Source organism: Mesorhizobium sp. M1A.F.Ca.IN.020.06.1.1, assembly GCF_004023265.1.
In the GTDB taxonomy this organism is placed as follows: Bacteria; Pseudomonadota; Alphaproteobacteria; order Rhizobiales; family Rhizobiaceae; genus Mesorhizobium.
This window is the reverse complement of the sequence record NZ_RZSR01001801.1, coordinates 1-457: the sequence shown is the minus strand read 5'-3', so window position 1 is coordinate 457 and position 457 is coordinate 1. Positions and strand designations below refer to the sequence as shown.

Annotated in this window: 1 protein-coding gene; it reads right to left on the bottom strand. The window is 62.6% G+C overall.

All coding sequences use genetic code 11. The features are described 5' to 3' along the window. A partial coding sequence (locus EOA60_RS36980) for an NAD(P)H-binding protein (RefSeq protein ID WP_164899968.1) occupies window positions 1–391 on the bottom strand: 391 nt, incomplete at its 3' end. Window positions 392–457 lie beyond the last annotated feature (66 nt).

Below are 457 nucleotides of genomic sequence, written 5' to 3'. Positions count from 1 at the left end.
AATTCTGCGAGAACCATGAGCAGCGCAGGATCGTCCAATCGGCACCGGAGACCTTGACCATTTCCTCGGCGCGCTGAGCCTCCGTCTCGCCGCGACCGGAGAGCAGCACCAGCCGCTTGATGCCGCGCTCGACGGCAAGTTTGGCCAACGCCTCGACAGTTTCGGCGGCGCCCGGCACCGCGATGTCAGGATAGTAGCTGATGTAGACGGCGCCGACGCCGTCGAGGGCCGCGCCCCAGGTGTTCTTGTCCGACCAGTCGAAGGGAGGCGTGCCTGCGCGGGAGCCGATCCGCACCGGGATCCTGCGGGCGATCAACCGTTCGGCCAGCCGCCGGCCGGTCTTGCCGGTGCCGCCCAGGATCAAAATCGGTTTCTGTGACGTGTCGGTCATCTCGATCTCCTCGTTTTCTGAATATGAGTAATCCTCATGTTTGCAAAACGTGATAAACCCTCGTAT